General features: G+C 42.4%; 14 protein-coding genes and 2 pseudogenes. 2 read left to right on the forward strand and 14 right to left on the reverse strand.

Translation table 11 applies throughout. From position 1 onward, the window contains the following. Nucleotides 1-3 precede the first annotated feature (3 nt). The 14 genes and pseudogenes from DESMER_RS20685 to DESMER_RS20740 all read right to left on the reverse strand — a co-directional run bounded on the left by DESMER_RS20685 (nucleotide 4) and on the right by DESMER_RS20740 (nucleotide 19,052). Nucleotides 4-1,701, reverse strand: a complete 1,698-nt coding sequence (locus tag DESMER_RS20685; RefSeq protein WP_014905019.1) for a S41 family peptidase — start codon at nucleotides 1,699-1,701, stop codon at nucleotides 4-6. 184 nt (nucleotides 1,702-1,885) lie between these two features. Next, the gene (locus DESMER_RS20690) at nucleotides 1,886-2,164 is read right to left on the reverse strand and encodes a hypothetical protein (protein WP_014905020.1); all 279 of its coding nucleotides are present in this window, start codon (nucleotides 2,162-2,164) and stop codon (nucleotides 1,886-1,888) included. 226 nt (nucleotides 2,165-2,390) lie between these two features. Beyond that, nucleotides 2,391-3,893 carry a degradosome RNA helicase CshA gene (gene cshA, locus DESMER_RS20695; RefSeq protein WP_014905021.1) on the reverse strand — a complete coding sequence of 501 codons (1,503 nt, stop codon included), beginning with the start codon at nucleotides 3,891-3,893 and terminating at the stop codon, nucleotides 2,391-2,393. Between the two features lie 395 nt (nucleotides 3,894-4,288). Continuing rightward, complete coding sequence (locus DESMER_RS20700; RefSeq protein ID WP_014905022.1) at nucleotides 4,289-5,455, reverse strand: TolC family protein; 1,167 nt, start codon at nucleotides 5,453-5,455, stop codon at nucleotides 4,289-4,291. 146 nt (nucleotides 5,456-5,601) lie between these two features. Beyond that, complete coding sequence (locus DESMER_RS20705; RefSeq protein WP_014905023.1) at nucleotides 5,602-5,997, reverse strand: hypothetical protein; 396 nt, start codon at nucleotides 5,995-5,997, stop codon at nucleotides 5,602-5,604. A 145-nt stretch (nucleotides 5,998-6,142) separates the two neighbouring features. Next, on the reverse strand, nucleotides 6,143-6,961 hold the full coding sequence (locus DESMER_RS20710; protein ID WP_014905024.1) for an SLAP domain-containing protein: 819 nt from the start codon (nucleotides 6,959-6,961) through the stop codon (nucleotides 6,143-6,145). Between the two features lie 144 nt (nucleotides 6,962-7,105). After that, nucleotides 7,106-7,324, reverse strand: coding sequence for a hypothetical protein (locus DESMER_RS20715; protein WP_014905025.1), 219 nt, complete (start codon nucleotides 7,322-7,324; stop codon nucleotides 7,106-7,108). A 488-nt stretch (nucleotides 7,325-7,812) separates the two neighbouring features. Then, nucleotides 7,813-8,022 (reverse strand): site-specific integrase, encoded by a 210-nt coding sequence (locus DESMER_RS23685; RefSeq protein WP_148275311.1) that lies wholly within the window; start codon nucleotides 8,020-8,022, stop codon nucleotides 7,813-7,815. Nucleotides 8,023-8,602: 580 nt separating this feature from the next. Next, nucleotides 8,603-8,973: pseudogene (locus DESMER_RS23285) on the reverse strand (transposase domain-containing protein); the annotation flags it as partial. A 94-nt stretch (nucleotides 8,974-9,067) separates the two neighbouring features. Beyond that, nucleotides 9,068-9,229: pseudogene (tnpB, locus tag DESMER_RS24985) on the reverse strand (IS66 family insertion sequence element accessory protein TnpB); the annotation flags it as partial. Beyond that, nucleotides 9,216-9,425, reverse strand: coding sequence for an IS66 family insertion sequence element accessory protein TnpB (gene tnpB, locus DESMER_RS24990; protein ID WP_083856522.1), 210 nt, complete (start codon nucleotides 9,423-9,425; stop codon nucleotides 9,216-9,218). The gene tnpB (DESMER_RS24990) and the pseudogene tnpB (DESMER_RS24985), both read right to left, overlap by 14 nt. Before the next feature lie 545 nt (nucleotides 9,426-9,970). Beyond that, nucleotides 9,971-14,194, reverse strand: coding sequence for a cell wall-binding repeat-containing protein (locus tag DESMER_RS20730; RefSeq protein ID WP_014905027.1), 4,224 nt, complete (start codon nucleotides 14,192-14,194; stop codon nucleotides 9,971-9,973). A gap of 579 nt (nucleotides 14,195-14,773) precedes the next feature. Next, nucleotides 14,774-16,363 carry an N-acetylmuramoyl-L-alanine amidase gene (locus DESMER_RS20735; RefSeq protein WP_014905028.1) on the reverse strand — a complete coding sequence of 530 codons (1,590 nt, stop codon included), beginning with the start codon at nucleotides 16,361-16,363 and terminating at the stop codon, nucleotides 14,774-14,776. Between the two features lie 142 nt (nucleotides 16,364-16,505). Further along, nucleotides 16,506-19,052 carry a S8 family serine peptidase gene (locus tag DESMER_RS20740; RefSeq protein WP_042334071.1) on the reverse strand — a complete coding sequence of 849 codons (2,547 nt, stop codon included), beginning with the start codon at nucleotides 19,050-19,052 and terminating at the stop codon, nucleotides 16,506-16,508. Between the two features lie 287 nt (nucleotides 19,053-19,339). On the opposite strand from DESMER_RS20740, the gene DESMER_RS20745 reads away from it, so the two are divergent. Together DESMER_RS20745 and DESMER_RS20750 are read left to right on the forward strand one after the other, a co-directional pair. Then, nucleotides 19,340-21,388, forward strand: a complete 2,049-nt coding sequence (locus tag DESMER_RS20745; protein WP_014905030.1) for a cell wall-binding repeat-containing protein — start codon at nucleotides 19,340-19,342, stop codon at nucleotides 21,386-21,388. A gap of 624 nt (nucleotides 21,389-22,012) precedes the next feature. Next, the gene (locus DESMER_RS20750; RefSeq protein WP_014905031.1) at nucleotides 22,013-25,276 is read left to right on the forward strand and encodes a cell wall-binding repeat-containing protein; all 3,264 of its coding nucleotides are present in this window, start codon (nucleotides 22,013-22,015) and stop codon (nucleotides 25,274-25,276) included. Nucleotides 25,277-25,361: the final 85 nt, after the last annotated feature.

The raw sequence follows: 25,361 nt of genomic DNA on the forward strand, positions 1-25,361 counted from the left end.
GAGTTACGGTAAATCTTTAATTGCTGTACCATAGTCCGGATCAGTCGGGCTTAGCTTGTTCATTTCTGTTACTCGCTTGTTGACTTGAATGGACTGGATCCTGGAGGTTCCACTGATGTCAGCACCCCTCTGAACTGTCTTGGCAATGGCCAAGCCCCCCTCTTGCAGGGTTTGGCCTGAAACTCCAAGAATGTCAGGATGAATAACCAGCCAATAGGTGGTATCCGGGATCAACTCAGCCTGAGGGATCACTTGCAAACCTGAAGTTCCTATATGTTCAAGTGTTGTAGGCGTTCTCTCCCCTGTGCTGCTATTGATCAGCTCAATGCTTGAGCTATTTACAGTCTGCCAATCAATATCTCCGGAAAAATTTACGGTGAATTTTTTATCTAAGGGAATATCCGTTAATTTCGCAACTTGACGATAGTTAGAAAAATAGTGGATAAAATTCATAGACGATTGGGTTTCTTGTGGAGTGTTGGCCGCAACTCCCGATAATTCTCCCCAGGCTTCCCAGTAGTCATCAGTCCTGGCCATTTTAAGCGCTTCATTGGAGTCTGTTAGCATAAGCTCTGCAGCCTTGAGAGGATCTGAATGTTCAATTACTACATTGGGGCTAACCCCGACTTGATCAATTTCGTGACCCAGAGGGGAATAGAAATGATCAACGGTCATCTTCAAGACACCACCACTTCGGATCGGAAACATGCTTTGAACCGTACCTTTGCCATAGCTGGTAGTTCCAACAATAGTCGCCTTCTCATGATCCTTCACCGCTGCACTCAAAATCTCTGAGGCACTGGCACTGTTTTCATTGACCAGAAAAACAATCCGTTCCTTAATTCTCCAGCCCGGATCTTCAGCCTCAATGGGATGAAGTACTCCGTTCCGATCTTTAACCTTAACTGCAACATCCGATCCGATAAAGTAACCCGCCAACTCCATTGCCGAACTCAGATATCCCCCACCGTTATCCCGCAAGTCAACAATCCAGCTATCGACATTTTCAGCTTTTAACTCTTTGGCCGCCACCTCAAATTCTTTAGGTGTATCGCTGCCAAAGGAATTCAAATCCAGGTAGCCAATATGTCCATCCAGGACTTCGCCGGTCACTGTGGGCTCAGAAATCTCTCGGCGCGTAACCTTCAAATCTCGGGTCTCTGTCTCACGCTTGACCCTAAGCTGTACTGAACTCCCATCCGGTCCTCTGAGTATGCTTACAGCCTCTTCTGAGCTAAGCCCGGCTAAAGATTCCCCAGCAGCGCGAATAATCACATCTCCCGACTTTAACCCCACCTCTTCAGCAGGCGAGCCTGGAATAACCCCTAGAATCTGAACACCTTCAGGGATCATCTCAATGTGAATCCCAATTCCCGAGAAACTTAGGTTAATACTGCCGACGAACTCTTGAAACTCCTCTTCAGTAAAATACCTTGTATGAGGGTCTCCCAGCCTTTCCAGCATCTCATCCACTGTTGGAGCATTTAAGACATCCTCTGACACCTGATCGACATACTGATTTTTTAGAAGTGTACGGACTTCCGTGAGAACTCCACTATCAGACGCCAAAACCGACGCTGAATTGCTCAGCACCAGCAATAGGATGAGCATTAAGTTTAAAAGAATCTGACCGGCTGCTTTTTTCAGTAATTTTTTCTCAAATTTTTCTTTAAATGTTTTCTTAACAAATAAAACTGGCATGGTTTAATATTATCTCCTCTCCAGGTTGCCTTTTTGTTAAAGCTTTATGCGTATAGATTCGACGCTTAAGCGAATTTACCTTCGCCTAGGCAAAACTTCTTCCAATGCACAAAAATGCCCCCTCTAGTTATATCTACTAAAGAGAGCATCGTTACATGCTTATTTGCCTATTTAGATGTTTCATTTATATCGCCTTTCGTTTTGTAATTACCTCACCGATGGCATTGATTGTACCTTCCACATTAGCTACCGAATGCCTAAGATTATCTATCTCAGCTCGATGGACTTGCTGGTTGTGTTCTATGGCTTTTACGACTAAATAAATCTCGTCTTGTCTAGATTCCAGATGATCCACTCGTGACTCTAGGCTATCAAGTCTTGACTCTATTCTATCTAACCTTACCTCTATGTTCCCCAACTTATTGAGGATAAGTCCAAACATCTCTTTGATCTCATTCTCCATTACTTCACCGCCTCTCTTCAAAATTATACCATTGCCTGTCCGCTCTAACAAGACAAGTTCTAATATCTAAAACCCAAGTTGACTCATTCTGCTAAAACTGAACATCGTGACTTCCGTGAAATAATTACCCACACTGAACTAAATTAGAACACCCACCTAAAGAAGTGGGTGCCCTATCAATCAAAGGAAAAGGCTTGCACAACCCTTTCCAATGTTAATTCTATTACTATCCGTTTCTCTTAGGGTCTCTGCCTCTTTGAGGCCCTGCAGTACCGCGGAAGTCGTTGCTTTTTCTTCTTGACCAGGTATCCACCTTTTGGCCATAGTTATCTCGTGGATAGCTGCCATGAGGTGGTCTGGCGTTGCCCATATTTCCCATACCTCTGCCGCCGCTTCCCATACCCCTTCTTCGGGCAGGAGCTGCTTCAGTCAGCTTTACTTCAACATTATCCGGTTCTTTAGTGATAATCTTGAGAGCCGCTGATAAAAGTGTGATGGAATCATTTTCGGCGAGCAATTCTTCAGCAACGGATTTGTATTTTTCGATATCTTCTTCTGCAATAACCCGCAGGATCTCGTTCATGGTTAAACGCTGTTGACCTTGTACTGCTTCAATGATCGTAGGAATGGGTTTGCGGACGATTCTCCGCTTAATCACGGATTCGATCAAACGCAGCATCCCTATCTCACGTGGAGTGACTAAGGTGATGGCCAAGCCTGATTTTCCAGCCCGACCGGTTCGGCCAACCCGATGGACATAGCTTTCCGGATCCTGAGGAATATCAAAGTTGAAGACATGGGTCACTCCGCTAATATCTAGACCTCGAGCTGCCACATCCGTGGCAACCAATACTTCGATGGTGCCATCTTTAAATTGTCTTAAGACGCTGTCACGCTTACTTTGAGTTAAGTCACCATGAATTCCTTCTGCCGAATAGCCACGTTTGCTTAAGGCTTCAGATAGCTCATCAACCCGGCGCTTGGTTCTGGCAAAGACAATGGACAAATCCGGGGATTGAATGTCCAAGATACGGGATAAGACATCGAACTTTAAGCGTTCAGTAACTTCTACATAGTGCTGCTCAATATCTGATACTGTAACACCAGTAGCCTTAATGCTGATCAGCTGAGGTTCCTTCATAAAGCGTTGAGCAATATTTTGAATCTGGCGCGGCATTGTTGCTGAGAAAAGTAAGGTTTGACGTTCCTCCGGTACTTCCTTGAGAATAGTTTCAATATCCTCTAAGAAGCCCATATTTAACATCTCGTCTGCTTCATCCAGGACAACGATCTTGATGTCATGCAGGCGAATGGTCTTTCTTCTCATATGATCCATCAAACGTCCCGGTGTAGCAACAATAATGTGAGGTCTCTTCTTAAGAGCGCGAATTTGCCAGTCGATACCTTGTCCCCCGTATATAGGCAAGGCATGAATGCGTTTAAACTGTCCGATCTTGTTTAATTCCTCGGCAACTTGAACTGCTAACTCACGAGTAGGTGCCAGAACAATCCCTTGAATATTCTCGGATTGCCCCATAATTCTCTCCACCAAAGGAATTCCATAGGCTGCTGTTTTACCGGTACCGGTTTGAGCCTGTCCGATCAGATCCTTTCCTTCCATCGCTGAAGGAATCGTCTGTTCTTGAATGGGTGTCGTTTCTTCAAACCCCATGTTGATAATCGATCTCATAACTAATTCGCTTAAATTTAAGTCTGTAAATGTCGCCAATACTTTCATTCTCCTTTATTTCTTTATATCTCTAAGTTTTCCAATTGCGTCCTTATCTATAACTGCGAATCAACCTATAAATAAATTATCTCTATCTATCTTTTACGCCGTAACAGAATATCCGTGATAGCGTGTGAGTTCCGCCAACGTGGGAATAGACGCTTTATAGCACCAACTACATATTATATCATAGATATTGAACTATAGGAAGTCCAAAGGATTTCACATATTTTCTGACACAATAAAGGATCTCCGCGTCCGGAGATCCTAATTGCGCAAGTCATTTGGTTCAAATGGGTCTAACTGACTTACAAAATTAAATTAGCACTAAAAATAACGAAAGTCAAGATAAATCCACAGATTCGGGGTCAGATTGTGGATATCTGCTCATTTTTTTAATTTGAAAGGGCCATTCCTTTTAAAAACCAGTCATAATTGCATTTTGCATTAAACAAATCGATTTGCTTCGTTTTGACTGTATTTTCTTGAGCAAGATAGTCTTTTTTTGCGTCATCCATCTCCAACTGTGAGATTATCCCTAGTCCTTTCTTTAATTGCGCTTCAGAAAGATCAACTTTTTTATCTTCTAGCATTTGTTCAGCCAACTGAAGATCGCTCTGTAATTCTGCTATGTTATCAGTCATAGTCTGATAGCTTAGTCTAACCTTATCTTTTAGCTGAGTAAGCTTTAAGTTTGAATTTGTTAAATCGTAATTTGCTTTTTTATACGCCTTCGATGAACCAATATCCTTTTTTGCTCTTTCAACTGCTGCTTGCTGAGTTATAATCTGAAGTTCCTGTAATTTTATAGCATAGCTATTCTCAAGGGCCTTTTTCAGATCAGCATCTTCGTCTGCATTAAACTCTTCATCAGCAGTATTGACGCTTCCAATGCTAAAGGTATTCTCTTGATCATTCAACAAATTGCTAAACTGACGTTCCAAGGCAAGTTGTTGAAACTTTATACTTTCAAGTTGGGTTTGCAAATCAACTATTGTAGTTCTAAGATCATTCACGCTATTATGAGAAATCATCCCCAGGCTCTCTTGCAATTCAAGTGCTGATAATTTCTTCTCCAAGTTTCCTATGTTAGTAGTGATCGACGAAATTGCCGAATTTAGCTTGTCATAGTTGATAAATATTCCTTGTGCAGATAGCACTATCGAGTCATTACTCATTTTATTTTTAAGATCAATTATAGCCTCTAAAGTCGGACGGTCAACTAAACCTCTCTCCGCTTCTTTTAGAGCATCGAGTAATGCACGTTTTACAGACAAGATTGCTGAGATCTGAGTGGGGTCACTCGCCTGATCCCTTTGGCCATTTACATTATCCAGATCATCTTCTAAGTCTTTTATCGTTCTCTTTAAATCAGAAAGATCAACTTTATCTTTTAGGCCAGAGTTCTCATTAATTTGAATATCAATATTGTGCTCAGCTATTGCACCCTCAATATCTTCAAAATTAATCACCTTCGAGATTGTGGTATCAGCAAAAACCATCATTGGTTGCCCTAAAAGTAACATGGTTGATAATATGGAAATTCCTAATATTTTTTTCATATGTAAACTTCCTTTCTTTTACCTATGTGCATATTTTAGTTTACACATTTTTCAATGTCAATTGGAATAATAGGTTCCTTTGTAACTATTTGTGAGAATTCGAATATACAAGGGAAGCTATTAATACACCTTCCCTTGTATTTCTACTATTTCAGGGTTGTCTGCTTAATCAGTTTCCCTTCTTTTACAATAATTATATCAATAGTTCTGTCAGGATATTTTTCTTTAATCACCGTACTGTATTTCTCTATAACTTGATCAGCTGTCAACTCTTGCTCATTATTGACCACAATATCAACGTTTACAGCACGTTGCTCTCCTTCTACCACTTGAACCATGACACTTTCAATTCCCTTTTCTGCCTCTAGCTGTTTAGCTAGATCTTTATCACTCTCTAACTTAGTATCAGGTTTCTTTTCTTCAACTTGTGTTCCTTGATTGGGTTCGTTATCCTGTTGGTTTGAATTATTAGTTGAACATCCAGTTACCATAAAACAGATTATCAATATACCGAGAAGCCTTAACCACTTAAACTTAAACATCTTAATTACCCCTTTGCCCTTATATATGGTAGATACTAGCAGATGAAAAGTATAATGTAAAGTAAAAGTAGCAGTTCTACGACTATTCCCTGACTGGAGTAAATGGCCTCACGTTAAGCGAAGCCTTCTACTCTCAATTCTAAGCTTAAGATTCTAACACCTTAATATTCCAACTTGATAAATCGATATTGCTGCCTTGTTTAACGGAGTCAAAATTAAATGTCCATAATAGTGCCTTAAACGGTTCAATGGTTATGTTCTTAACATCGAATATCCCGCGAGCTAACTCTACCTGATTAACATCAATAAAAGCTAAAGGTATTTGCTCCAAGACTATTGGCTTATCGGTAGTGTTCCGGATTATAACTGTAGCTAAAAGATTATTTTCTGTTGTCAGTTTTGCACATAAGGGAGAAAAATCTGCTTCTCCACGCTTTATCGGCGGAAGTGTTTTTAGAATCCGTTCCAATTCTTGTTTTTGGTTTAGTGAAATATTATCGGGAAGGTTTTGGTACTTTATTTCAATACTCTGTGGGCGGTTAGCTTGCAGATCAAAACGCACTTGACAGTCTTCAGGAATATCTGGTGAATATACATTTTCCGGAAGAAAGCGAACAACACAAGCCTTCATAGTACCACCAGCTACTGTCCCGATTGTCTCTCCACCAAAGGTTTGCCGCGCCAGTATCTTCCTGTCAGAATCAAGTAATACTAAAGGCACTTTGTTGAACTTTGCCTTCTGTCTATAGCCATTACCAATAAAGAAGCCCATCATAAGACCCCCGGCATCAGACGAAACATTTGAAAAGTGAATGGTGACCCGACCTTCAGTTACTAATGGTAACTCTTGATCATTCTGACCTTCCGAATTCTCATCTAATGGGCTTGCCTCGACAATATCATTTTCAGAGAATTCAACATCTAGTTCTTTACCTTTAAAAATTTTTGGGAAATTCAATATCATAATTTAATCCTCCAACTGTTAATACTCGCGATTATTATTTTCTCACATATTAGGTCATTTTACCACACAGAAATGTAATTGCTCATTTTATCTAACCACTTTCACCAATTACACAGTTTCATATATGCAATCATTCTATTGGTTTTAAAGCCATGTCATATTGTTCATGTAATCTCCCCTCAAAATAGGCGTAAGCATACTTCGAAGCGGTTCAGATATATCTCTCAATCTTTGATTATCGATTTTCAATATGTCTACAGTATCTAGCTTTAGTTTGTCAGCCAATTCCGATGCTGTAAGGCTCTGATTCTTTCGAAGTTCTTTTACTGTTTTCTTAGTTTTAAATTCCAATCCAAAAAACATAGATATCCCCCTTCTTACAAACACTCCGCCTGGAAGGCTATTAGCTACTTACATATATTATTTAATTCTATTGGCTTTTAGCGAATACTACAATACTATTTTATACACGAATGCACCTGATTGAGCTCCTCTTTTCGTATCCGCGAACAACTATCATTTCCTTATATTAACAAAAGTTCTAGTGAGTTTTTCGCTCGTTGTCCAAAACATTGGATTAGGAGCGTTATGCCTAGGTAACTGCGTAAGCGGTGGCTGAAATAGCGTTCACCCCAAAAATGTTGGCCTCGACTTTCATTAATTGAAAATCGGGGCCGACTTACGTTCTTTGAAAAATCCTTCACTTGCGGCATCCTTGATGTACTTATATTGTTTGCAGATCAACTTCCCACTTTTTCTGGTTAAGAAAATCCAATCATCCATCTTTCTATCAGGACGATATATATTGCAATATCCTTGAAACAGTTTTATTACATCTTTGGAAATCGGTGTCACTCTGTACTTTCGCCCTTTCCGACTATGTAATTCAGAACCAGCGCCTGTAATGACAAAGTCTTTATTTTCAAATCCAGAATTTCCTGGTTTCTACATCCGCTGTCATAGTGTAATACCAGATAAAATTTATCACGTATACCGGATTTCTTCTTAATATCCGGTTGCCCCAATACAAGTTTTATCTCCTCAACCGATAGATAATCCAATTCATCTTCTTCGGATCCGCTTCCTTTGCAATCTGCTGGATAAATCAGTGTTCCGCATATGCTATCATGTCAGACGACATCAGGTAATTGCAGAATTGTCTTATATGCACCAGACGCTGGCTGCGTGATGCAGTACCATTGCCTCTTTCTCCTTTTAGTCATGGGGCGAGTTTTTTATACGCTTTGCAGCAGAAAGGTATAAACACTGTTGATGCGATTACAGAATCGGCTGTATTCTCCGTTTTCATAGTCGAGGACGACATTACGCGCCGAAGCTGCTCGTACAAAAAGGACATCTCAGCAGTTTTCAAAGCCTGTATAAGAGAGAACCCTGACTGTCCGGAACCGCTCACGAGAATATTGGCTTACCTACCTGAACTACGCGAACGACGCAAGAACATTGCCATACGTCACCCGATTCACTTGAAAAGTATCTGAGGGCCGACTTTAATCATCTCAAGAAGTGCGCAATCAGTATAGAACGGTTCAATGCCTGAGGGGGTGTTTGGGAATGAGTGAGTCTACATCCTTCCTTGCGCCGCTCATGCGGGCGTTTGTTTACTATCGGAAGGCTTCCGGACGCTGGAATGAAGCCAACCGACACAAGAGCGGTGTTGCACGTTTCACAAAGGCGTTCTCGTTCATCAAGAGTACAAATACTTTTAACCATGAGGTATATCCTTCAAAAGTTCCTTACGCTGACCTTTGAATTTCTTTTTTCGGTAACCCTGTACTTCCTTAAGATCAGGCTCTGGCGCCAGTGGATCCGCTTGGGTTTCAACCTCATCAAAAAGAGACATCTGCCCCAAAGCAAGGGACGATGTCTTCTCGGTACTTCTGCCGAAGAGCTTGCGAGTCAAATAGTCAACACTATCGTGGAGTCGTTTGTTTTTTTAGCTCCAGTTCACCTATGCGTTTTTCGAGTAGGATTACCTGCTCTTCTGCACTCATGAATTCAGTTCCTTTAGCGTTTCCTACTGGTTTCGCTTTACCACAAAAATGTACAAAATCCAGCATTGATGTGCGTTTGATGGACTTTTTTCCGCTAAAAAGAGGCCGTAATATTAATCTTTTTTACAGCCTTAGATAGGTCTATAGAGAGACCGTCAAGAAGCCATCGGAATACCTGGGAGGCGATGGAGCCAACGGCTTCGACACTCATTGGCCATTGAAACCGTCCGCTTTCCAGTCGTTTATAAAGGTGACTGAATCCATCGCCTTTTCAGGGCTTTGATGGCGGTATGGCGTTTATTGCAAAACAAAATCAGCGTCGTGCCGGAATAGGGATCCAGCTTAAACTTTAGGGCCACCATCGCTGTTAAGTCCGTAATTTGTCTCCTGAAATCCGTATATCCAAGGGCAAGATAAATATGTTCAACATGATCGGCCATATGCTGGATCATTGCTTTCGCAAAACCTTTACCAGTTCCGCTAAGGTTGCAGGATTAAAACCATCGGGTATACCAATACAGTAGCCTCCAAACGATAAGAAAAGTTTCGCCTTAAGCGAGGTTGTTTCTTTTGTACTGTTTTCGCGTTTAGGGAGGAGAACCACTTCCACAAAGGGATTATCTCCTGACTCAAGCTGTTCCTGAAGTTTAAACTTTCTGACCCAATAATGATAAACTGTTATCTTCAGCCCGTTTTAACGCACCAATTCTTGATACTCAGCCCACTTTGGCAGCATTCTTCAATGCGGTCTCGCTAACATTGTTCTAGGGCTAAATCACCAGCCATAACAAAACCTCCTGGCTTCTAATATTCACTGTTGTTAACAGGATACCAAAAGACAGAAGGTTTTTACGAGTCGCTATTTTATCCATCCACCGCTTACTGTTTTTTACGCCCTCTCCAGATACAGAATCAGAATAAGAACAACCCCTTTGGATTCCTCCGCCAGGGTTGTTCTTCGTCATCTAAAACCGAATTTCTAAAAGCTCAGTTTAGATTATTGACCTTTAACTGTTACAACAAACACTTTTGTAACTGATACTGTATCATCTAGGTCTGATGTGATAGTTGCTGTTAAAGTAACTTGTACGTCAGCACCATTAGGTCTTGTTACTGCACCATTATTAGCTAATACAGCTGTATTACTTGATGCCCAAGTAATAGTTGTATCAGTGGATGCACCAGCTGCGGCCAGAGTTAAGTTAACTGTTACACTGTTAGCATCGTCTGCTCCACCGAAACCTAATACTAAGGCAGTTTTGTCAGATGCTACATCTATTGCACCTTGTAGATTATCCATTTTAGCTAATAAGCCATTTAACTTAGTTACGTTAGTTGCTTTTACAAGAGCTTCTTGAGCATCTGTTAATGCAATAAATTGAGTATTTGCAGCGTTAATAGCGGCTGCATCTCCAATTACTGCACTTGTAACTGCTGGCAATGCTTCAATTGCTGTATCTACTGCACCTGCCGCTGCTTGATTAGCTGCAGCGTCTGAACCAGCTTGTAAAGTTGCAATCTTAGCTACTAACTCATTTAACTTGGTTAAGTTAGCTGCTTTTACAAAGTCTTTTGTTGCTGGTGCTAAAGTATCGTAGCTAGCTTTTGCAGCATCAACAGCTACTTTATTTGCAAGTGTAACACTTGCAGCTGCTGGTAATGCCTCAATTGCAGTGTCTACAGGATCTGCGAGAACTTGAACGCTTGCTACTTCAGTACCAACCAATGATGTCACTACTCCACTAGTAACTGCGATATTTTTAACTTCGTCATTTGAAGCTAAAGCTGTAAAGATTGCACTATCGCCAACTGCTATAACACTGCCTTTTGATGTCTTAAGGGCCGTAGTTGCACTTAATACATAAGGAGTATTATCAACATAAAGCACTTTATTTCCAGCGTCTTCAAATGTTACTACACCTGTAGGTGTGGTAGGAGTGACAGCTGCACCATCTCCGATAACAAATAACTTAACAAATGATGTATTTTTTGCATCTAATACTACAGTCACATTTGTCTCGCCACGAAGATCAGTTAGGCTCTCTTTAGTGATGTCTGAGGTATCGGTAGCATCAAGTACTAAGCCGTTGTCAGCAAGTTTGTACTTAGTGCCATTACTTAACGTTACTGTTTTGTTACCGACGTCAACACCATTACTAGGAACGCTTACTGTGGATACACGGCCAGAGTAGTTGCTGTCAATATCGTGACCAGTTCTAGCAAATCCCTTGACTAAGTTCATATTATCTTCGTCAAACTCAAGGATTACTACTTGACCTTTAACGATATCGTCAGCTCTAACATCATCCACTTTTATTGTTTTTAGTTCTCCACCAGCATATACAGTGATACTATTAATTTCTTTATCCGTATTACGAAGAACTTTAGTAACTACTGCTTCGTCATAAGACATATCGTCACTGGTTGTACTACCATACCAAATTGCTACTACCTCAGCATCATCATTAAAGATGTAAGATCCACCATCAATTTCAGCACCAGTGTAGTCCCCGAAATTCGATACGATGTAATCGTCAGCATCAGTATCTTCTTGGTCTTCAGTTGCATCAAACATAATTGTGCTCGAAGTTAACTTCTTACCATTAATATACTTATCGCCAGCTTCAACGGAATTACTTGGAGTGATAGCACCTACACCCACTAAACCTGATGAACTACTGAAGAATTCGAGTTCTTCAATGTTACCATTATCATCTAAGTGAAGCTTGACTAAGCTACCAGCATCACCTGCAACATCGGTACCAGTAAACATAACTTGAACATCTTCATTAGCCAGAGTCTCATTATCATTTAATGTGATACCAGTTATAACACTGCCAGACTTAACGAAGTTCACATCCCAATCGCTTGAACCGTCAACATCAATGTCATATTCTTCACCATCAATAGTAATGGTATCCAAATCTTCTAAATTCATGTCAAATGAAAGTTCATCCGAGTCTTGGGTCAAAACTTCAATCTCAACTTTGTCTCTAGATGTTGTATAACCTAGAATATCCTTAGTCAAGACTGCAACTTTTGAATTACTTTCTACATCTGCTAAGTCCCCACTGATATAAATCAAGTTACCAGCATAGTCGCCGTAAAGTACTACGTCACCAGCAGCTTGAAGCTCTTCTGCTGCATCAGAATCTACATTGTCAACTTCGCCGTCTTCATTAATGTAAACAGCCGTTCCATTATTATATTCGAATGCATCAGCGTCATAAACATAGTCGTAGGTCTCTCCATCTACTTCGATGGCATCATCATAGACTTCTTCAATCGCACCAGAGGCAATCTTATTATTCAGAACTACAGCATAACCATCTTCATCATCAGCGTCCTCGCTGTAGAACAATAAATCACCTTTTTCGAGATCATCAACAGCAATTACTTTACCATCTTTTACTATAGTAGCATCTTCAGCGTCGAATCCGCCGCTTCCATCAATGCCAACAACTTCTTCGTCATCGATTGAATCAACAACCAAGACATCTTTTAAAGAATATGCACTAACGAATTCGATGTCTCCGGAAGCGTCAAAACCAACTTTAGCAAAGTTAAACTTCTCATCAACGAAGTCAGCAATATCTTCCTCTTCGCCATCTACATAGAAAGCAAATTTTTCTTTAGAAGAAGAGCCGTATGTTTCTTCAGAGATATCATATTTTTTATCTTCTCCAAGAAGTTTGATCTCATCCGTATCGGTCACTTCGATTGAATCAGTTACTCCTGTTGTTGTCAAAATCTTATAGTTAACTAATTCATTATCTCCGTTATACCAAACTTGGACGAGTTCACCCATTGCAGCTTGATAATCAAATTTAACATCATCAGGCACATCTAAAGTTACTTTTCCGCCGGCATTAGTGCCTTTATCAACATAGCATACGATTTCTTTATCGCCTACATTGATATCCTGCACACGGACTTTAAAGGAATACGGACGATTAAAAGTAGCAGTTAGAACTGACCCATTTGCATTTACTGTAACAACATAGTCTTGAAGGTATTCAAGTACTCTCTCGGCATCATCTTGCGCGTATAATTCAACAGTCGCAGTTAGGCTGTTAGAAGACATCTGTACATCTTTAATACCATAACGTGCCATTGTATCAGCGTTTTTCACTGTAATGTCTGAAGTTTGAAGTCCATATACAGGTTTACTGAAAACAATTTCAAGATACTTGTTAGTATCATCAAGTGCAGATACTGAAACGATTTCCAACTTGTTGGAGTCAGGTGTAACTGCACCAGCAGCAACTCCAGCACGAACAGTTTCAGGAACAACGAATTCGCCACCGAGAGCAGTTACAACAGCATCAGCATTCTGGCTGTGTGTGAAAGCAGCTACAGCAGGAACGGTTTTTCCGTCAGTAAGTACGATAGCGGATTTAGTTTGAGCTGCAAGTGGTGCACCTGCAAGAGCATCAATACCGGTTACACCGTTTGCAACATAAACATTCTCAAATGAGAGGGCAGCAGCAAAATCTTGAATAACTTGGTTATTAGTGTCATAAGCAGTCATGCCAGCGTGGCGAGTTGCGCTTGGAAGTCCAGCTACTACTGCATCACTGATAACGCCTGTTCCACCGATAACATCACTTGATGTAACACCAGCACTTGCTAAGTAAGCAGCTACGCTAGCAGGAAGAGCATCTCTGTCAGTTAAGAGGATTGGCTCATTTGCAGCAGAAGCAACTGCAGCAATGGAAAGTGCGTCTACAACAGTGTTAGCAATTGCAACTTTGGAAAAACCAGTCATTTTCTTAGCGATATTGACGGATGTTTCAGCGCGGTCATATCCGCCGAGAGCAACAACTTCGATACCCATTCCTTTTAACTCATCAATAACACCTTGTTTAATAACAGCGGTTCCGCTTGTTACATAGACGGTTTTAACTGCGAGTTTAGTAAGTTCAGCTTTAGTAGCAGCGTCGAGAGTGTTTCCTGCTCCGGTTAATAGAATAGGAGCTTTCAAAGAAGCTGCGAGCGGTCCAGCAGTTAATGCATCAACCATACCATAGGAAGTGGAGGAAGCAAGAATTGCTGATCCAGTGTAACCTGTTTGCTCAGCGATTTGAACTGCAGTTTGTTCAGCAGTTACACCAGCAAGACGAGTTGGAACTGGTGAAGCAGCGAAAACGTTAAAAGGAACCATGCTTAATGACATACCTGCGATAGCTAAGGAAGCTAAGGCTTTTTTAGTTTTCTTCATGTAGTGAATTTCTCCTCTCGTAATTGGATCTCTTTCTTTTGGAAAATGAACCATCTCTCTGTAACTAGGACGTCTTTTGGTCGCCCCTCACCCCCTTAAAATGTGTAGCACAATCTTTAGACATTGCGCAATATCTAAAAGCATCCACAGAATAAGCGGGAGCGTCCCCCCAAGGATGACGGTGTTCATCCCTCCTGTGGCGTACCATTTAGAACGCATAGGAAATGAAGAAACCACAAAAAGGTCTATATTAGCTATATATATTCTTCACAATAGCCAATATTCCTGCTTGCTGTCCGATTTTTTTTATAAGGAACTTGCGCTGGCATTTCCCCTCGGACAAGTTTCCAATGTTACTTGTCTTAGTTTACACTAAAACTCAATAGTTTTCCACCTTTAGTCATAAAATATACATAACTTTAATGGAATAAAACGAGTATAGCATAAAATTTGACTCAAGTTGTGAGCATTTTGTGGAGTTTCTACAAATAATTCATTGACCTTGCAGAGTACGTTACAAATTTAACATGCTTTGTCTGAAGAATCAATGCTTAATTTTGAGGCATACTAATTAGTTGCTTAGAAACCTTTATAGCTGAGAATTCCTTGATATATACCTTGGGCCGCAGTTCTTTGAAACTCTGATGAACCGAGAAGTATTTCTTCGCTTGGGTTAGATAGGAAGCCAAGTTCAACCAGAACCGCCGGCATTTCTGTATTCTTGATGACATAAAAGGCTGCATCTTTCACCCCTCGACTGGGCAAGCCGATTGCCTTGACCAGATCAGCCTGAATGCTTTCTGCTAAGGCTTTAGATTGAGGAGACAATGGGTTGACCGAGCTATAATAGGTTGTTGTTCCGGAAGCAGCAGGGTTACTGAAGGAATCGTTGTGCAGGCTGATAAACAAATCCGCCTTGGAGTCGTTGGCTATTTTAGTTCTGGCTTCAAGATCAGCCCGTTCTGAATAGACCCCCTCTGCCGGTGTGACATCAGTGCTGCGGGTTAAGATGACGTGAGCCCCTGCTGACCTCAGTAATGCGGCCAGATTAAGTCCCACAGGCAAAGTGTTATTTTTCTCAAGGGTTCCTGATGAACCCGCAGCACCCGGATCTGGGCCGCCATGTCCCGGATCAATGACGATGGTCAGATCCGCCAAGAGATAAGGTGGCTGCTCAGAACCTTCCAGCATCAATTTCACTTTGTCTGTGATTACTGCCACTCCGCCGATGATTACAACTTGAAGGGGACTTTCTGACGGTCTGGACAAAACAGAATAGGTGGGCCCCGGGAGATTTGCCCTTTGGGTCATAACAATACCTGCGCGGCGTTTTGCTGCTAAGCCGCCCGCTGCCAGAGCATCCGGAAAGTTCTCGCCGGTTACTAAATATGCTGTTTGAGAGGATAAGGCATCCCTGGCAAACTCATAGATTTCTGCAGAGGTTTCATAGCGGTCGTTGCCAAAAATTCGTTGGACATTTCTCAAGCTGCCTAAGGTTGCAGACGACACCACGGCTTCTCCGCCGACGACAATCGTCTGCAGATCCCCTTCCTCTTGCAGATCCTCAAGTGCTTGCTGAGTATAACTGGGCATCTCTTTGGATTTTGTCAGAAAAATGGGGGTCTCTGTCACACCTGCATAGGCTGATATGGAGAGTGCATCGGGAAACTGTTCTCCGCTTGCCAGAATGACTTCTCCCTTAGCCCCTACCCGTTCGGCGACCTTTTGGGCTGTTTCGTATTGATCATACCCATAGATTCGTTCGGGCTTGTCTAAACCTGCTTTCAGAATATCTTGCTCCACCTTTTGGCTAAGAGCAGCCACTCCCCCTAACAGAATAACTTTCTGGGCACCCAATCGTTTAATTTCTGCCATAACTTTGGCATCTACCCCACCGGTTGGGGTCAGCAGAATAGGTGCGTCCAGCTTATGGGAAAGGGGTGCGGCAACTAATGCATCGGGGAAATTATCACAATTGGCGAGCAAGACCGTCTCTGCATGATTCCACCCTTCTATAGAGACGTTGATAGCTGTATCAATCTGACGGGTACCAAAAATTCTTGCTGTCTCTAAATTTAATGGAGTGGCACTGGCCACTTTCTCAACCCCCATTAGAAATCCTAAGCTTAAAACCAATATTCCTAAGAGTCTCCATTTTAACTTTGCCACTTCATCACTCCTAATTAATCGATTCCGTTATTTGCTTTTAGGCTTAGAAAGATAATTTTTTAATCTTGATTTAAATTTAGGAAAGGCCTTTTATTATTGTCTAGGTTTATTTTCTGAGAGTGTCCCCTAGACAAAGACGGAATTACTGAACCCAATCTTGCACCCTTTGAACTATATTTTCCGGCAAAGCGTAAATTCCCCCTAAAGCTTCAATCTGATAGCCCTGCCAGGATTTCAGGAGAGACGCCAAACTGGCAGGAATCTCAGACTGAGTTGGAACCAAGGCGACTCTGGATCCGTAAAAAGCTGCCCTTACTGCTCCCGTTAAGGCATCCGGGAAGTTTTCTCCGGTAGCTAATTCCAACTTTGCTGAAATCGGCGGATAATTTTGCAAAACTGCCGCTGCAGTGTCATAGGCCGTCATTCCACTGATTCTCTTAGGAAGAGGCAGTTGCTCTAAAACTTTGGCACTGACTACCGCCGTTCCTCCAATCACCAGAGACTCAGTAACTTTTAGCTCCTGCAAAGCAGTTTGGGTATCTACTGATAAAGTTTGGGGCAGGGTCAGCAAGATAGGGATCCCTTGCCTGGCTGCCCAGGATGAGATGACCAATGCGTCTTGAAAGTAATTGACACTTGCTATAACCGCTTTGCCCTTGGTGCCAAGTTCTTGGGCTATTGCTCGGGCAGTTCCTTCTGCTGTATAGCCATAGAGACGTTTTACTTCATAGGTTTGGTTAAGCTCTGCTTCAATCTGGGCTGAGAGAGCCGCTGTACCCCCCAAGAGATAGACCGTTTTCGGCGCTAGTCGCTGTATTTCTGTTCGCACATCTTCTGTAAGCTCCAAGTTCGAAGATAGCAGAATTGGTGCCTGAAGTTTATAGGCTAGGGGCGCTCCGGCCAAGGCATCCGGGAATTGATTGACCTGGGCTATGATGACTGTATCTGCGCCGGTTGTAAATGTTTCCTGAGAAATCTGGACTGCTGTCCCCTCGGCGGTTACTCCTGCGAAACGCCGGCTCTGCTGACCACTGTTCTGGGCTGTCCCATAGGCGTAAATACCCGGCAGGTAGAGGCCAAATCCGGCTTCTCCGGGACTGATTTCCCCACCAAGAGAAATCCAGCGTGAACCATTCCAGCGATAAAGTGCCCCCTCAACCTCCTCGTTAAACACGGGGTTCTTCCATTTCAGCGAGAGCATTTTCTGGGGAGTGATATTTCCCCAGTTAACTTGAAAGACCGGGGTTAAGAAGGCGGCCCCATTGGGTAATTCCCTGGGAGCTGGTATAGCCTTTAAGGATACATTCGTTGTTTGGTCGAAGGCCTGAGGGGGGATTGTTAAAGCAACTTGGGTTGTCCCACCCATCCCTTCGACAATTCCGCCCAAGGAATTAATCACCGCCGGGGAGGTTTTAGTCTCCAGTGTTTGATTGCTGAGATTTAAGGCTAACTGCACATCCACCAGTCCGTAACCGTATTGATCGTCCTGTCCCGCTGAGCCTAAATCTTCCGTTCCTTGCTCCAGGGCTTGGATCACTTGATCTCTTGACCATTCAGGGTGCTGGCTCCAAATTAGTGCGGCCTCCCCCGAGACAAAGGGAGCGGCCAGAGAAGTTCCGCTGGCGTAAGTGTACCCCGATCCTCCCCTTCGACTCCAGCCGTCTGTCGGAATATAGTCTCCCGGTGCCGCTAAATCGACTTCCGAGCCTGTGGCGGAGTAGCTGGTCACTTTACCGGTTTTATCCGTTGCCGTGATGGCCAAGACCCGGGAATCCGCGGCAGGGTAGCTCACTCCCGGATTTGCTTGAGACTCCGGATCATAATTTCCGCTGGCCGCAATTAATAAGCAACCTTTATCATAAGCATAGGTCACTGCCTGCTTTAAAATTTCCGAGGAGGTGGCCCCATTTTCTGAGCCTAAGCTTAAATTGATTATCTTTGCCCCGTGATCCGCAGCCCAGATAATTCCGTCCGCTATGGCATCATCATACCCAACTCCCGTAGCACCCAAGGCCTTGATGGGCATAATCTTTGCTTGATAAGCTACTCCTACAATCCCTATACTGTTGCGCTCGGCAGCTGCAATTCCGGCAACTTCCGTACCGTGACCATTATTATCCTGATTCCCTCCGGCTGCTGCGCTACCTGTTATTGAGTTATAGCCAGGGACTAGATTAGCTATTAAATCCGGGTGGTTCAAGTCTATACCCGTATCAACAACAGCTATAGTCACACCCTCTCCCGTTGCCCCCATTTCCCATGCTCCCGGTACATTTCTGCCGATTAGTGACCATTGCTTCATATAAAGAGGGTCATCGGGAGGGGGCTCGGGAAGGCTTTGGATGATCCGAGCATGATTTTCTTCAGCGCTAATAATCCCAGGTGTACTTTTTAACTCTCCAATAGCTTCTTGAATATCTCTCTCCAATAATTCTAAGGTGACAAAGTTTAAAGGGCCTTGCCTCACAACTTTGGCACCAAAATCTTCAGCAATCTGATCAATATTTGTCCCCGGCGTAAAGGAAAGGACAACTTGGTGTAGATCTGAGTTGCTTAATTCCTCCTGAGTGGCACCGCGAACCTCTGCTATTGCAGGAAACGGAGCTATTCCTAGATTTAGAACCATCATTCCTACAATCCCTAGAGATAGCAGCGCAGATTTGGTTTGATAAAACCAGCACTTGTACATCTTTTCCACGCCTTTCTACGCATGTTAGTGTTAGTGGATCAGTTATTTGAAGGTAGACACTTAATTAGGTTGTAGTACTTTTATTCGACAAATTATCTAACTTTCCTTTGCCTTCCCTTGTTTTCCCTTGCTGTTATAATTTGGAGGTTTCTGAAGGAAGGATTTTAGCTTGTTTTTAAAGAATATTTAACGATGTGAACAGAATCGATCCTTATTTGTAATTCCCTGTAAACAACTGACAGATCAACTCGGTTTTAAATGTTTAAAAGAAAGAGGTTTACCTATTAATGAAATTTATCACAAAAAAAACTTTAAGTCTTTTATGCAGCCTTCTAATCCTATTAAGCCTGACGCCTCTGCTTCCATTTAAGGCCCAGGCTGCTTCTAATGAATCCCTCACAGACCGAATTTATGGGAATACACTGTATGATACGGCAGTGGAGATTTCTAAGCAGGGCTGGGATTATGCTCCTATCGTTGTGCTGGCAACGGGAAAGAATTTTCCCGATGCTCTGACGGGAACCGTCTTGGCTAATAAGCTCAATGGACCCTTGCTCTTGACTGAGTCAGATCGTTTAACTCCCGCCGTCGCCGAGGAACTCAGACGCCTCAATACAAGGGAGGTGTATCTCCTCGGGGGAACCGTTGCCTTGAGTACCGGGATCGAAGAAGCTCTTAAAAGCCAGGGAATTTTGCCCCGACGTCTGGCGGGCTGGGATCAGTACGGTACTGCTGCAGAGATTGCCCGGTCAGCCACCTCAAGTTCCAGTCAAGCCTTTTTGGTCAACGGTGAGCTTTTTCCCGACGCTTTAAGTATTTCTTCTTATGCAGCTGCTCAAGGAATTCCGATTCTACTTACCCGCTCGGATTCACTGCCCCCAGAAACAGCTAAGGTAATCAATGATTTGGGGATTTCCGAGGTGACAATCATCGGCGGTACGGCTGTCATTAAAGAGAGTATCGAGGAACAATTGAGTAAACTCCCTCAGCCGGTAAAAGTCACCGCCCGTTATGCCGGGTACGATCAGTACGAAACGAATACGGTGGTTTTAAATCAGCTATCCTTTGACACTTCTAAGGTCTATGTTGCAACAGGACAGAATTTTCCCGATGCTTTAGCAGGAGCTGCTTTGGCTGCAAAGACTAAGGCACCAATTCTCCTGATTCCCAGTACTCAGTTAGGTAGCACGACAACCGGTTATCTCACACAGAAGCGAGCTTCCGGCTCAGCCTTTACGATTTTTGGGGGGTGGGGTGTTATCAGTTACGCCATGGAAAGTATCATTCGTACCGGCAATGTTCAGGCGCGAGTTTCCCTGCAGTATACCCAAGGCGGCTTAGGCGGTATTAATGGTATGCTCAATCAGGTCAAGTCGATTCCTTCTCCGGCTACGGATTATGCAGATATCATAGCACCAAGTTGGTATTATCTTGATGATACCGCGGATGGCAATGTCGTGGGCGGGTGGGATGCCACGCCTAAGGACTATAAGGAATTTACTTCCTATGTGCAATCCCGTAATTTGAAGGTTCTTCCTGTTTTCCAATCCTCGTGGAGTACCCCTAAGACAGTGGATACTGTCATGGCTTCTCCAACAGCCCGAGCAAAACTGATTGGACAAATTATGAATTTAGTCAGCAGTGTCAATGCTGACGGGGTTGTTATTGATTTTGAATTTATGAGCAATGAGACCGGCCCCTATCTTACCCAGTTCATGAAAGAACTTTACGCTCAACTTCATCCTCTTAATAAATTAGTTATTCAGGCTGTAATGCCCCGCACGGGAGCCGAAGCATGGCTGGCGGAATTTGACTACCCTGCTCTCGCTCAATATGTGGATTACCTCCACGTTATGACTTATGACTATAGCCACGGAACCCCCGGACCCATTGCTCCCTTGGACTGGGCCGGCAAGGTTATGAAATACACCCGGGATCAAGGGGTTGATATGCACAAGGTACTCCTTGGAATCCCCTACTACGGGGTAGATTGGACAGCTACGGGCAACTCTTCCGCTCCCTATAACCGTCGCCCTCGCGGGCTGCACACACTCTTCGGAACAACCTCAGATAAAGACTTGAGCGGCATGATGGAACTGATCGCCAAGTATAATAGCGCTGTCCAGCGAGACGCTTCCCAGGTACCCTATTTCAGTTATACGGATGCTGACGGTATCCATACTGTCTACTATGACGATGCCCAAAGCTGGCAGGCTAAAATGGAGTTGCTTAGTCAATATGGTCTGGGAGGAATCGGTGCATGGTCCTTATATTGGGCAGTTAACCCGGAAAGCTCAAGTGTGATCTTTTCGGTCTTAAAGCAACATCTGAGATAATTTAAGAGGATCAATCCAGTTTAACTACCTCCTAAATATGAGAAGAATAATTAAGCCGTTCACTAAATTTCCAAAGTGAACGGCCTTTTAGTATTCATTTATCGGTTGTCTCCCCCCATGATTTTGTTAATAACTCTTTAAGATCAGTTCACAAAATGTTCACGAATTCAAACAGTATCATTCTTAACCTTATATTTGCGAATTTTTATTACTAATATACAAGTCCATTTTTAATGTCATTTCAGTTTATTGAACTTTAACTTACAAAATAGTAATTGTAAGCAATAACTGGAAACATATCCAAAATGTTTGGAATGTATTTTTCTGTTTAATATGTTAATCTTCATATTGCAACGAGGAAATAACAAACAGCGAATCTAACCTTTAAACTTTCAAGTTCTTTTGTTGCTCTAAAAAGTATCTGCTGGGCTGAAATGCAATTTCAGGGAGGGACGCTTCCGGAAATCCAGTAGCATATTTTTAGATAATGCGCAATGTCTAAACATTTAACTACTAATCATTGGGGGGTGAGGGACGGATAACCGGGTTTCGTCTCTAGAAAGAACTGGTGGATAGTATTGTTAATTACAAAAGGTTTTCAAAATTGAGAGGAGAATTTACTAAATGAAAAAGACCAAAAAAACTTTAGCATCTTTAGCCATTGCGGGCATGACATTATCAATGATCCCTTTTAATGTTTTTGCAGCTTCTCCAATTCCAACTCGTTTATCAGGTGTAACTGCGGAACAAACTGCTGTAGCAATTGCTGACCAAACAGGTTATACAGGCACTGCAATTCTCGCTTCCTCCACATCCTATGGTATGGTTGATGCATTGACCGCCGGTCCACTCGCTGCTAGCTTAAAAGCTCCTATCCTATTAACCGGAGCAGGAAACACTCTTGACGCTGCTACTAAAGCTGAACTTACTAAACTCGCAGTTAAAACCGTTTATGTAACCAGCGGAACTGCTGTTATTAAACAAGGTGTTATTGATGAGTTAAAAGGTATGGGTATTGAAGTTGTTGCTCTTGGCGGATTTGACCGTGCTGAAACATCCGTCAACATCGCTAAGAAAATGACTGGCGTAACCAAAGTTGCTGTTGCTAACACTGTTGTTGATGCACTTTCCATAGCTGCAGTTGCTTCTGCCGCTAATGAACCAATCCTCTTAACTGACAAAGATGCTCTTCCTGCAAGCGTTGCTGCTTACCTAGCAAGTGCTGGTGTCACATCAAGTGATGTTATCGGTGGAACAGGCGTTATCAGTGATGCAGTAGTAGCTGGACTTCCAAGCGCAACTCGTCACGCTGGTATGACTGCCTATGATACCAATCACCAAGTTATCCAAGACTTCGCCGCCGGCCTTGCATTTGACAATGTCTATGTTGCAAACGGTGTAACCGGTATTGATGCTCTTGCAGGTGCTCCACTTGCAGCTCAAACCAAATCCCCTATCGTACTCACAGATGGAAGCACCGTTCCTGCCGTAGCTGCTTTCACATACAGCAAAAACTCTAGCGCAGTCGTCACTGCTCTTGGCGGTACAGCCGTTGTTCCTGAAAGTGTACGTGTTGGAGTTTCTACAGGTAACGTTACAAATGTACCTGGCGATTTGGCAATTGTCTCAATTAGTGCCCTTGACGACAGCAACCGTTTCATTGAAGTTACTTTCAACAAACCTGTATCCGGACTTCAAGCTTCTGATGTTGTGATTGAAAACGCTGACACCTTAGCTCGTTATGGAGTTAAAAGTGTACAAATGTCTTCCAACAGTTTAACCGCAACCATTGAATTGTATGCATCTGATGATGCTGAAGAAGTACTTCAATATCTTCAAGATTATAACGTTACAATCAATGCCGGTGGAACAATTCTAAAATCTACCTTTAATCGTGCCTATTCCAGCAAAGTTCGTGTCCAGGATATCAACGTAGACGATAAAGAAATCGTAGCTTATAACGACAAAACCGGTGAGTCGGTTACTCTAGATGTACCTGATAGCGTGAAGTTTGATTATCAAGGTGCTTTGGGCGAACTTGTACAAGTTTGGTATAATGGGGACAAAGAGTTAACTAACTACAAAATTGTAAGTTCAACTGCTAAGAATGATGCCATTGAGATTACAAAGGTAAATCAAATAAAACTTCTCTCAGAAGGCAAAAAATATGATACCTCTGCCGAAACCTATGCTAATACAAATAAGAAGTTTACTTTCTATTTAGATGGTGAAAAAGTAGATATTGCCGACCAACTTAACAAGAAGTTTAACTTCGCCAAAGTTGGCTATGACAAATCAGGAGACATCGAATATGTCAGCGCCTATTCCTTAAAAGATGTCTTGATTGTCGATTCAATTGAAAAGGACGAAGTTATTGGAGTCGAAGGCTCAGCTTCAGCCGGTTCATTTGATGCAAAAGATGCGACTATTGTAAAAGACGGAAAAGTAATTTCCATTAATGATCTTAAAGCAGGCGATTTATTATTCTTTAGCGATAGCGCTGATGATAACGACGGATATGCTGAAGTTTTGAATAACAAAGCCGCAACCGGTGAGATCGACACAGTCTATGAGGACTCCATTGAAGTCGGTGGGAAAATTTATGATTTCGATTATGACGCTGACGTAGCAGCTGACTTCGATTATTCCCAACAAGCAGTTTATATTGATGAAGACGGTGATGTTACGGATGTAGACTCTGATGCAGCAAAGGATCTTCAAGCTGCCGGAGAAGTGGCACTTTATACCGACTATGCGGGTAACCTGATCTTTATCAGTGGAGACGTTGTTAATGTTGACAGTAATGAAAAGGTTTCAGTTCTAACTAAAGATATCATTGGTTATACAACATCAAGAGATAAAGTTGAAATTGAAGCTTTAACTCAAGATGGAGATGAACTCTCCTTTGATATGGATCTAAAAGCTTTTGAAACAATTACAGTAGATGGTGTCGAACATGATATTGATAACGGCGGTTCAAAAGATTGGACAGCATCGTTAATCGCCGGCAATACTGGTATTCGACTAACCGATAACGCTTCAGTAGCAGCTCCTGTAGATATCATGTTTAATAACGAAGCTGATGCTGGAAGCTTAGTCAAATTACACTTAGATGACAATGGTAATCTCGAGGAAATCGAATTCTTTAGTAGCAGTTCAACTGCCATTGGTTATGCCACAATTACTGCTGCAAACAGCGTTGAAGCTGGCGATAAGTATCTTAGCGGCTACAAGTTGACATCAGACACACTTCTGTTTAATGCAACTGACGATAGTGTTGATACTGATGCAGATGATATTGTAGTATCTACCTTCGGCAATTACAACGGTTCTAAAATCGTTAACGGAAACTTCATCTATAATGCTGATCAAGAAGTAGTGGCTATTTGGTATGATACCACAGATAGCTCAGATGTCACTTATGATGAAGCTGTAGTTACTAAAGTCCTTCGTAATACAAAGCAAGAAATAGTCAGCGTTACTGTATACGCAGGCGGTCAATTGCAAACATTTACAGTCGATAAAGTTACTGATAACAGCCTCGTTAAAGGCGATGTAGTAGTGCTTGAACTTGACAAAGATAATGCTACGTTAGTAAAAGGAATTGCTACAGCCACTTCGGATATCACTAATGATGGCACTGATGAGTATGCAAGTCGTGTAACACCTGGCTTGACTGTTGAAAGCGTTGATGTTGGCAACAAAACAGTCAAATTTACAAACGGCGACACCTACAAGCTTGCCGATGGCGGTTTAGTACTTGATGGCAAAGATAACAACGATATCACAACTAAATCCTTATCCGATCTCCGCGGCAAGACTAATGTAACTGTAGTTAAAGATGCAAAAACTGGTTCATTCGCTAAGTTCTTTGTTATTGAAAACTAATTGTTTCTACTAGGATCAAACCTTCATCAATAGGTAACGTTCCGAAAACTAAACAAGAGAGTCTCTCGCCTTTCATTTAAGACGA

It is taken from the genome of Desulfosporosinus meridiei DSM 13257 (genome assembly GCF_000231385.2).
GTDB classification, from domain to species: Bacteria; Bacillota; Desulfitobacteriia; order Desulfitobacteriales; family Desulfitobacteriaceae; genus Desulfosporosinus; species Desulfosporosinus meridiei.

Excerpts from the sequence above, each read along its gene's own strand:
- tnpB (WP_083856522.1), bottom strand. The coding sequence starts at position 9,425 with ATGATCCAGCATATGGCCGATCATGTTGAACATATTTATCTTGCCCTT.
- DESMER_RS20750 (WP_014905031.1), top strand. The coding sequence starts at position 22,013 with ATGAAAAAGACCAAAAAAACTTTAGCATCTTTAGCCATTGCGGGCATG.
- DESMER_RS20730 (WP_014905027.1), bottom strand. The coding sequence starts at position 14,194 with ATGAAGAAAACTAAAAAAGCCTTAGCTTCCTTAGCTATCGCAGGTATG.
- DESMER_RS20740 (WP_042334071.1), bottom strand. The coding sequence starts at position 19,052 with ATGTACAAGTGCTGGTTTTATCAAACCAAATCTGCGCTGCTATCTCTA.
- DESMER_RS20690 (WP_014905020.1), bottom strand. The coding sequence starts at position 2,164 with ATGGAGAATGAGATCAAAGAGATGTTTGGACTTATCCTCAATAAGTTG.
- DESMER_RS20685 (WP_014905019.1), bottom strand. The coding sequence starts at position 1,701 with ATGCCAGTTTTATTTGTTAAGAAAACATTTAAAGAAAAATTTGAGAAA.
- DESMER_RS20710 (WP_014905024.1), bottom strand. The coding sequence starts at position 6,961 with ATGATATTGAATTTCCCAAAAATTTTTAAAGGTAAAGAACTAGATGTT.
- DESMER_RS20700 (WP_014905022.1), bottom strand. The coding sequence starts at position 5,455 with ATGAAAAAAATATTAGGAATTTCCATATTATCAACCATGTTACTTTTA.
- DESMER_RS20705 (WP_014905023.1), bottom strand. The coding sequence starts at position 5,997 with ATGTTTAAGTTTAAGTGGTTAAGGCTTCTCGGTATATTGATAATCTGT.
- DESMER_RS20715 (WP_014905025.1), bottom strand. The coding sequence starts at position 7,324 with ATGTTTTTTGGATTGGAATTTAAAACTAAGAAAACAGTAAAAGAACTT.
- DESMER_RS20745 (WP_014905030.1), top strand. The coding sequence starts at position 19,340 with ATGAAATTTATCACAAAAAAAACTTTAAGTCTTTTATGCAGCCTTCTA.